Genomic DNA, 9,787 nt, shown 5'->3' on the forward strand with positions numbered 1-9,787 from the left:
ACTGCCGGTACTTCGTCCGCAGGCCCCGCGCGGCGCGGTCCTGCACAGCGTCCGCTCGCGCCGTTCGTGACACCGCGTGGTGTGCATGAGTTCGTCGGGCCGTGCACGCACAGGTTCGTCCTGGGCCGGGCACCGGGGCCCGCCGGCAGTACGCCCGCTCCGGGACGGCCCAGAGCCACAGGACTTGGGGATGCGTACGGGCACCGGCCCGGTGCAGTCGGCTCGGCGGTGCGGCTCGGGCCGGTGACCGTCTGCGCGACGTACGCGTCGCGGGCGTACCGGCGCAGGGACGTCAGGAGACGACTGCGGGCAGCGGCCGGGCCCGCCACGATCCGCAGTCGGCCACCCGTGCGGCAGACGGCGCCCACCGCCGACAGGTCCTGACACAGACGGGCCCTGGCACAGGCTGGTCCTGACGCCGTCGGTTCCTGCGGTGAGCCCCCCCATCGCCACGACTCCCTCTCCCCCTTGCCGGACACGCCGCGAGCGCAGAGCCGATCGGATCATCCGAGATGCCGCGATATCCGGAAGGTGATTCCTTGATACCGGCGCGTCCCGGCCCGCGGCCGACGGCCCCTGGCTGGCGGTCCGGCCGGCGAGTTCTTTCCCACGCCTGATCAAGGAGGCTGTCATGGTCAACGCCCCGGACAGGACGCTCAGCGGCAAGGCCGCCTTCGTCGGCGGTGCGTCCCGTAACCTCGGCGGGCTGGTCAGCACCACCCTGGGCGCCGAAGGCTCGAAGGTGGCCGTCCACTACAACAGCGACTCCTCCCGAACCAAGGCCGAGGACATCGTCGCGCAGATCAACACCGGCCCCGGAGAGGCGTTCGCCGTACAAGCCGACCTCACGAAGCCTGCCGAGGTCGAGCGGGTCTTCGACGATGTCATCAACCGGTTCGGCAGGCTCGACTACAGCATCAACACCGCCGGGATGGTGCTGAAGAAGCCCCTCACGCAGATCACCGAGGAGGAGTACGACCGGATGTTCGCCGTCAACTCCAAAGCGGCGTTCTTCGTGATGCGTGAGGCGGCCCGCAGGATCGAGGACGGCGGGAAGATCATCACGGTCGTCACCTCACTGCTGGCCGCCTACACCGGCCTGTACTCCTGCTACGCCGGCAGCAAAGCCCCGGTTGAGCACTTCACCCGCGCCCTGTCGAAGGAACTGTTCGGCCGGAACATCGCGGTCAACACCCTCGCTCCCGGGCCGATGGACACCTCGTTCTTCTACCCGGCCGAGGACGACGACTCCATCGCCTACCACAAGTCCTCGGCCATGAACGGCGACCTCACCAAGATCGAGGACATCGTCCCGTGGGTACGCCATCTGCTCACCGACGGCTGGTGGGCCAACGGCCAGACCCTGTTCGTCAACGGCGGCTACACCACACGGTGACCTGCCCTTCCCGGCTGCTGCCCTCCCCCACAGCACCTCCAGGAACGCCACCCGCCCGTCATGCCGCCCGGTCCTCATCCCGCCCGACCCGGCCGGCAGAGCCCCGCCCGCACCGCCTTCGGCAGCTCCCGCGACACCACGAGCCGCCGCCGACGGCACCGTACTCCACGGCGGTCGCCTCGCGAGCCGGACCGCCGCACCACCGGCGGCCACACGGCCGGCGAACACCCGGTCGCGGCGCACAGCTGGCGTCCGCATCCCGGGCAGGCTGCAGACGGCTCGCAGCGCAAGAAGCAAGGCGCACGTGGGCGGTCGTAAACGGCGGGGGCGCTGAAGAGACCGCGCCCGCCGGGGCATGGGGACATGGAGGCGACGGACGCCGAAGAGCGGGACGACGACGGGCAGGACGCCGCAGGTCGGCATCAAGAACTCAGATCACATGAGGGAGGAGGGCAGCCGGGCCGGTGCCGTGCCTGCCCGGTGCGGGGCCGGCCGGGCGTGAGGCCGGGATCGAGCGCGCCGCCCCCGCAGTGGCCCGACAAGTGCCGACGACGTCGGGCGGGGCGGGCGAGGCGGGCGGTACGGACAGGGCGACGTCAACGGACAGTACGGCAGGAGCGGTGTCTGTCCGGCCGACGCCGGGAAGAAGCCCCGCCCGGCACGGCCACGGCGGGTCGTTCGTCGTGTCCGCGGCGCGCATCTCGGTGAGGAAGCGGTCAGTGCCCTGCGGCGGAGGAGAGCTCCTTCAGGATCGCGCGGGCCCAGTCGTCCGGGGCCGGGGCGGTGAGTCGGGCCGCGAGGCGGGCGGTGTGCAGGCGTCGCTCCCGGGGGGTCATGGTCAGGGCCTGGTGGAGGGTGGCGACCAGGTCGTCGGGCGTGCCGGGATCGGTGAGGAGCGCAGCCCCGCCCAGGTGGGCGGCCAGGCCCGCGTGCCGGGACAGTACGAGGACGCCGCTGCGTCCCGCCGCCGCGCGGCAGGCGACGTACTCCTGTGCCGTGAGGTTCATCCCGTCGGCCAGTGAGGTCACCCAGAAGACGTCCGCCGCAAGGTAGTTGTCCACGATGTGCCCGAAGGGCAGTGTCCGGGGCACATAGTCGACGGGTTGCCAGACATCGGTGCCCCAGCGGGAGTTGAGGTCGGCGATCGCCTGCTCCAGCCGCGTCCGGGTGGCTTCGTAGGCGCGGATGCCCGGTTCGGGGGGCGGGCAGATGAGCCGGAAACGCACCCGGCCCCGGAACTGCGGCGCCCTCTCGAACAGGGCTGCCAGGGCACGGATCTTGTGCACCGGTGCCTTGGCGTAGTCGAGGCGTTCGACGGAGAGCACCAGTTGCCCGTCGCCCCGGGATCGCCGCGCCGCGGCGCGCGAGCCGACGCGGGTCTGTACCGCTTGGTGGTCGATACCCAGCGGATGCACCGCGGTGCGTGGCGGGCGGGCGGTGCCGGCAAGGAGCCGCCGGAAGTTGTCGGCGTCGGCGGTGGTGTGGAAGCCGGCCCAGTCCAGATGCGTGAGTGAGGTGCGCAGCTGACAGGCCACGGGGAGCCGGCGGAAGGTGTCCGGTGCGGGAAAGGGCGTGTGATGGAAGATGCCGATGGTCACGTCGGGGCGGCGTTCTTTGAGCAGGCCGGGGACGAGCCAGAGGTTGTAGTCGTGCAGCCAGACGGTCGCCCCGGGGGCGGCATGGGCGTCGATGTGGTCGCTGAAGGCGGAGTTGACCTCTTCGAAGTCGGCCCAGTGGCGCGTGTCGTGGCGGATCAGGTGGGGTGCGGACACCAGAGCCGGCCACAGGGTCTCCTTGCAGGCGCCGTGGAAGTAGCCCGCCCAGGTATCGGATGCCACGGGCAGCAACGCCAGACGGAGCGCGGTGGGAGGCGTCGGACAGGAACAGCGCGTGAAAGTGGGGACCTGGGCGGGGGCGAGAGCGGATGCAGAGGCGGGGGCGGTGCCCTGGTCGGTGACGAGTGCGGCCGCCCATACGACGTCTTCGTCGCAGGAACGCGGATCCAGGGCGGAGGTGAGCGTGGGCAGGATCCCGTTGGGGCTGACGGGAGCCTGCCATCCGCGCTGCGACCAACGCAGGGGCGGGCGGTGGTAACCGACTACTACGCGCGAGGGCCTGCTGATCCAGCCGAGGTCTTCGAGGGCCGACAGGATCGCCGCCGCACCGTCCAGTGCCGGGCGGTGCACCCGTGCGCACAGGGGCACGCGAGCGGCCAGGCCGGGTTCGGCGTTGCCCACGACCACGCCGTGGGCGCCCAGGTCGAACAGTGACAGGTCGTTCAGGGAGTCGCCCGCCACGAGCAGGGAACTCAGCGGCCAGTGCCGCATGCGGGCGAGTTCCTGTACGGCCGCCCCTTTGCCCGCGTTCACGGGCAGGACGTCGAAATAGCGGCCGCCGGAGTACGTCCACGAGCAGCCGAGTGCGGCCACCGCCGCTTTCAAGCCCGAGGTCAGGTGCTCGGGCGGCAGGTAGAAGGAACACCGTCCCTCCTGCGCGACCGCGTCCTGATAGGCCAGGCCTGGGAAGCCCTCCAGGGCTGAGCGCACCCGGTCCGTGCCGGGCCATCCGGCGCGCAGCCGCTCCTGGAGGGCCTCGGCACGGCTGCCGTCGGCGGCGTCGACCACGCTGGCCCCGACATCGGCGATGATCCAGCGCGGCACAGGCACCAGCGGGTCGCCGGCCAAGATCTCGCGTACGGAGTGCACCGAGCGGCCGGTGGCGAAGACCACGGTGATGCACGGGTGCAGGTCGAGCAGATGGCGAAGCCTTCGACGTGCGCGGCTGTCCCCCGCCAGGAGCGTGCCGTCGAGGTCGGTGACCAGCACCCGCGCGGTGTCGGCGGACGGATCCGAAGCGGCGGGACGAGCGACCCGGCGAAGGGGTGTGCACACGGCGTTGACCACCACTCCTCCTCCAACACAACCCATTGTGATGAAATCACGACATATAGTGATATTCTCAGGATCGGGGCGTTCCAGCCAGCCCGCACAGGAGACCCGGAGGCGCTATGCACGACGCCGACCCCGCATGCGAGGAGCTGGTGTCCGCCGCACACGACGTACCGTCAGGCCTGGTCACCCACCTGTTGCACAGCGATGACCCACGCAGCGCCCGGCTCGGACGGGCGATCCGGGCGATCCAGCACGACAGCGCAAACCCGTCGCCGCTGCACCCCGACGACGGAGCCCGCATCATCGACCCGATCACCCACGACCCGGCCTGGTGACCACCAAGCCGAAGGCGTCCCGACGGCCCGGCCGAAACTCGCGGCCCATCGCCACCCGGCCGCGCACACCCACCGCCTCGCAGTCCGCGCCAACGGCTTCCGCCTCGCCCGCCCCGTCGCCCCGATCGCCCCAGGCGCGCGCACGGCAAGGGCACGGCCCGGGATGAACGTGCCCGGCCCGGGAAGGGACAGACGCGCGACGGCCACGAAGCCGACGGGACCAGGAACTGCGCGGGCCGCTGAAAGCCAGCGTGCGGCCAGCGGCCGGCGCGGCACCGGGCCGCAAATGCGTGCCGCCGGGACGTGAAGTGGGCTGACGGGCTGCCGAGTTCATCGCGGCCACCCGCGGCCCAGGAACCGCGCCCCCAGCCCGCAAGGACTCCCCTCGGATCTCCGCAGTACAAGGAAAACGCCCTGATCGCCGCCTTCCGCAGCCCCCTTCACTCATACGCGCTTGAACGGGCCGACGCCACGGCACCTTGCACCCGCTGCGCCCCGGAGCGTCGACCGGGCCCGTCTTCCAAGATGCGGTCACCGACACCTGCTGGATACCCTCGCTGAGGGGGCGGTGACGGGGTCGCGTGTCCGGGTGTACCCCCGGCCCAGCGGAAACGACGAGTTCCGCGATGCAGACTCATGCAGCGTTCACGCCTCAACAGGAGGAAGGTTTGCCATGAGATGCACTGCTGCACGTACGGCCAGAGCTGCCGCGGCAACCGCGATCGCCATTCCCCTCACGCTCGGTGGCCTGGCATCGCAAAGCCACGCGCAGAGTCCTTCTCCCAGCCCGTCGGGAACGTTCGGCCCCGGCTGTCCTGCACTCTCCCAGAAGGTCAACACAGCCAAGGACAGAATCACGGAAGCCGCGGCCGCCTATCCACAACTCAGCCAACTGGTCTCGGCCGTGGTCCGAGCGAAGCTGAACGGCGCCCTCGACGGCAAGCCCCACATCACCGTCTTCGCACCCAACGACCAGGCCTTCCAGAAGGTCAGCATGTCGCAGCTCACCTCGCTACTGGCCGATCAGGGCCGACTGAAGACGGTACTGACCTACCACGTCGTGGACAAACGAATCACCCCGAACGACCTTCCCAAGGGGTCCTTCACGACTCTGGAAGGTGGCAAACTGACCACGTCGGGATCGGGTACCGACTTCAAGGTCAACGGCACGGCACACATCGTCTGCGGCAATATCAAGGTCGCGAACGCCACGGTATACGTCATCGACTCCGTACTGCGGCCGCCGTCCTGACACACCGCAGCGTTCCGGACCGACGGCCCGAGGCCCAGGCACAGTCCGGTTCCCGGACCACAGTGTCCCCGCCCTGGGCTCCGGAAAGACCCGTCAGACGGCATGCGTGGGTGCCGGGATGACCGCACAGCAGCGCGACCGGACCGTCTGCGCGCGGGCCGCGCACCCTGCACAATCGCCGGACGGGCACCGGCTCACGGCTCGGCAGCCCGCCCGGCGCCCCCCGTCACGACAGCCCGCCCCGACAACACGCCCAGGCGGGTTCGGCGCTCCTCGCCGTACGCCACCAGCCCGGCAAGCCGGCCAGCACCGAACTGCCCGCGTCCCGCCCGCGCCCCGCCTGCGGCCTGCGGCCCGCCCGCGACGGCCGCGTCCTCGCCGCCGCGGGCAAGACACACACCGGCACCCGGACCGGGACGCGGACACCGGCAGGTAGACACCTCGACAAATCGGCAGGTCGGTTCGCACCTGACCTGACCTGACCGCCGCGAGGGTACAGAACGCACGCCTGCCGCCGACGGCACGACGGCGACCATGAGCACCACGACGGCCGCACCGCCTCCCCGGACACCCACGCATCCCACCCGCACGGTCATAGCCGCCCGCCCAAGCCTGCCCCTTCCCCAGCCCGAAGGGCACCTTCCCGGCGACCACCGGAGAAGCCGGCGATGGACATTCGCGCCAGGGACCCGCAACGCCCACGCCCTGAACAAGACACTGCTGCGGCACGCGGGCAGCAACCCACCGCACCCCTCCTTCCGCGCGACCAACAGCTGTTGTCGCCGACGGGAATCCGGACACCCGCCCCACCGGGACCGGCGTACGGCCGGGAAGAACCTCCACACGCCGAAGCGCGGCGAGCCGCAGGGCAACCGCGCCGGCCCGTACGACGTCCAGAAGATGCCTCCGTCGTACACGGCCACCACCGTGTACGGCGCCGACATGCATCCCGGTCACGGCGCACAGCCCGGCACGCTCCCTTGCCTTCCCACGCCACGACGGGACGTACGTCATTCCAACCACACGTCAAGGTCGTGACGGCCCACCCGCTCCCGGCCGCGGCCGCATCCCCGTCGCCAGGACTCTCGGCCACACACCCCCAAGCCGGGCCCCGACGGCCTCGGCCCCGGCAAAGCGACTGCCCACCACAACCCGCGCCATGCACAGACCAACCCGGCCGCCTAGACGCGGGACCTGCCGTCAACAACTGGACGGCCTGGCCCACGAGCAACGAAAGATCCTCATCCCCGACGTCACCTGCCGCGAGAGCTGCTGACCACGGAAACACCGGCGACGAACAACCGGCCACAGCGCACGGCATGGAACACGCCACCGCTCAGGCCACGCGCCCCGGCACCGTCCGCCGACGGGCACCTGACACACCCTCCGCGGCCCAGCTCCGCACGGCACCACGAATGTCCACCCATTCAGCCGATAACAGGCGACAAGCCATAACCCATGGAGTTTCACAAACGTTTCACACCGCGCGGGCATGTACCCGCAATCACCTCCGAAAGGCAGAATCTCATGAAACGGGTCACCCGCAACGGTGCGATCGCCCTCGCCGTCGCCTCGGGCGCGATGGCTGTCGCGGGACCGGCACACGCAGACTCCACGGCAGACGGCTCCACAAACGACTCCCCCGGACTGATCTCCGGCAACACGATCCAGCTGCCCGTACACGTCCCGGTGAACATCTGCGGCAACACCATCGACGTCGTCGGCTTCCTCAACCCCGCCGCAGGCAACAGCTGCACCAACCAGGAACACAGCACCCGCACCGGGACGCCGAGCCGGGCCACCGCCTCCAGCCGCACACAGGACTCACCGGGCGTCCTCTCCGGCAACGGCCTCCAACTGCCGGTCCAGCTACCCCTCAACGTGAGCGGCAACACGGTCGACGTGGCCGGCATCGCCAATCCCGTCTTCGGCAACACATCCGCGAACTCCCCCAGCAGCCAGCCAAGCGAACCGACCCGCACCACACCCGAGCCGCCCGCCCGCACCACACCGCCCGCCCGGCCGGTGCCGCCCACCCCGGCGGTGCCCCACGAACCGCACACGGCGCATCTCACGCCCCACACGATCACGCAGAAGCAGACAGAGGATTCCCTCGCTCAGACCGGCGCTGACGGTATCTGGACAGCCGCCGCCGCAAGCATCACAGCCCTGATCGGCGGAGGAACGCTCTACCGCCGCTTCCGCCCACCGACCACACGCTGAGAAGAACAGCAGAGCGCAGGCCACCTGCACCCCATCATCCGGCATACCCCCACCAAGGATCCGGCCTGGCCGGCAGCCGCACACACGGCACCGGCCAGGCCGACATCCCTCGCCCGACGACGTGGCAACCCGGCAGTCCGGCACCCGGCGGCCCGGAACTGAACGGGACCCGCCAGCACCACCCCGACACCCACCAGCAGGCCGGCCCCTGCCCGCACCGCGCCCGCCACTCCCGCCGCGTTCCCCCTCGGACACCGGACCACAGACACCCACCCCCGGACGCCTACATCGAGCAGCCGGGCATGGTCTGGTTCGGACCACGGCGCCACCCGGCATGAACGACCCCGTGTCTCGCGCGGTCGCACCAAGGCAACGCGCGCTTCCCAGCACCGCCCGGCGCCGTCTCCGACCAGTCCGGGCCGCAGGATCCGTACACGGCGCAGCGCCCACGAGCGTCCAGCAGCTTCACGGGCTGCCCCCCACCCGGCGGCGCCCTTCCGTACGGCAACTACCGTCACGGGGTCCGGCGCGACGGCGTAACCAGCCCAAAGGCGGCCCGCCCGGGCACCTGTACCGACCCACCCTTCCCTGCCCTTTCCACCCAAGACTGCTGCGGTGGAGTGACAAGTAGTACGGCACCCGTGGACGTTAACGATATGACGAGCTGATTTCTCATAGTTTCTACCAGGATTCGGATATCCCGGCCGGCAGGAGGCTGCCCGCGCCCGCCACTCACGGAGGTCACCGGATGAACCATCGCCCCTGGGTCGCAGCACCACTGGCCAGCGCAGCCATCGCCCTCGCATCCCCACCGGCCCACGCCACCGCGACCGCAACCGCGACCGCGACCGCACGGCACACCCCCGCCTCTGTCCGGCTGCACGAAGGGGACCGCGACCACGACCACCACAACCCCTGGCGCGACTGCCGCAGCCACCGCCGCGTCGTCCTCATCGAACCGACCATCAGAGCGTTCCTCACCAACGGCCACCGCGGACCCGAAGCCCTCGTCCTGCAGGGCACCCCGAAATCCACACCCTGGTCACCGGAACAGCCCTGGTCCACCTTCACCGTCTCCACCTTCCTGAGCGTGAACTACCCCACCCAGACCTCCGGACAGTACGAATTCGCCATCCGCGACTTCTTCCGAATCCACCCCCTCTTCGTCGTGAAAACCTACGACAACCACAAACGCGCCTTCCCCTTCCCCGAAGCCCACTGCAACGACCACAACCACGACGACGACAGCGAAGACCGCGCCGGTCCACACGGCGGCACCAGCCCCTCCACCTCCCCCTCACCCCGCAAAGACGCCCCCGCGGACACGGCCGCCCGCTGGAGCACCGGCCTCCTGAGCACCCAGCACATCCTCATCGCAGCAGGCGGACTGCTCATGCTCCTCGGAATGCTCGCCACCGCCTGGCACCGCCGACACCGCCGACACCGCTCCGACGACTGACACCCGACCCAAAAGACGGCAGCGCGTGTCATCCCGCGAAGCGGCAAGAATCGCCTGCACAAGACCCGCCGTGCATGCAGCCTCGGCAAGACCCGTTGCGCACTCGGCCCGGCCGTCATCCCTCGTCATCGCCCCGCCGGCCCCGGCATGCAGGCTGGCACCAGGAGACGGCACGCCCGCCTCCCCCTGCCGCACCTCCGGTGAACGCGCGCGACCACCGGCACCACCGCC

General features: G+C 70.5%; 6 protein-coding genes. 5 read left to right on the forward strand and 1 reads right to left on the reverse strand.

The annotated features are described in order from the left end of the window. Nucleotides 1-631: 631 nt before the first annotated feature. A complete protein-coding gene (locus ACFC8N_RS24870; RefSeq protein ID WP_376289808.1) occupies nucleotides 632-1,396 on the forward strand; it encodes an SDR family oxidoreductase in 765 nt (254 codons plus the stop codon). 716 nt (nucleotides 1,397-2,112) lie between these two features. On the opposite strand, the gene ACFC8N_RS24875 is transcribed toward ACFC8N_RS24870, so the two are convergent. Then, nucleotides 2,113-4,299, reverse strand: a complete 2,187-nt coding sequence (locus ACFC8N_RS24875; protein WP_376289811.1) for a trehalose-6-phosphate synthase — start codon at nucleotides 4,297-4,299, stop codon at nucleotides 2,113-2,115. Nucleotides 4,300-4,403: 104 nt separating this feature from the next. Here ACFC8N_RS24875 and ACFC8N_RS24880 point away from each other — a divergent pair, with 104 nt between their 5' ends. The 4 genes from ACFC8N_RS24880 to ACFC8N_RS24895 all read left to right on the forward strand — a co-directional run bounded on the left by ACFC8N_RS24880 (nucleotide 4,404) and on the right by ACFC8N_RS24895 (nucleotide 9,556). Beyond that, complete coding sequence (locus tag ACFC8N_RS24880) at nucleotides 4,404-4,622, forward strand: hypothetical protein (RefSeq protein ID WP_356039098.1); 219 nt, start codon at nucleotides 4,404-4,406, stop codon at nucleotides 4,620-4,622. 673 nt (nucleotides 4,623-5,295) lie between these two features. Further along, nucleotides 5,296-5,874, forward strand: coding sequence for a fasciclin domain-containing protein (locus ACFC8N_RS24885; RefSeq protein ID WP_356039096.1), 579 nt, complete (start codon nucleotides 5,296-5,298; stop codon nucleotides 5,872-5,874). Between the two features lie 1,527 nt (nucleotides 5,875-7,401). Then, nucleotides 7,402-8,097: a chaplin gene (locus ACFC8N_RS24890; RefSeq protein WP_362823303.1), complete on the forward strand. Its 696-nt coding sequence runs from the start codon at nucleotides 7,402-7,404 to the stop codon at nucleotides 8,095-8,097. Nucleotides 8,098-8,845: 748 nt separating this feature from the next. Next, the gene (locus ACFC8N_RS24895) at nucleotides 8,846-9,556 is read left to right on the forward strand and encodes a hypothetical protein (protein WP_376289815.1); all 711 of its coding nucleotides are present in this window, start codon (nucleotides 8,846-8,848) and stop codon (nucleotides 9,554-9,556) included. Nucleotides 9,557-9,787 lie beyond the last annotated feature (231 nt).

The sequence above is a fragment of the Streptomyces sp. NPDC055966 genome (assembly GCF_042269865.1).
Lineage (GTDB): Bacteria > Actinomycetota > Actinomycetes > Streptomycetales > Streptomycetaceae > Streptomyces.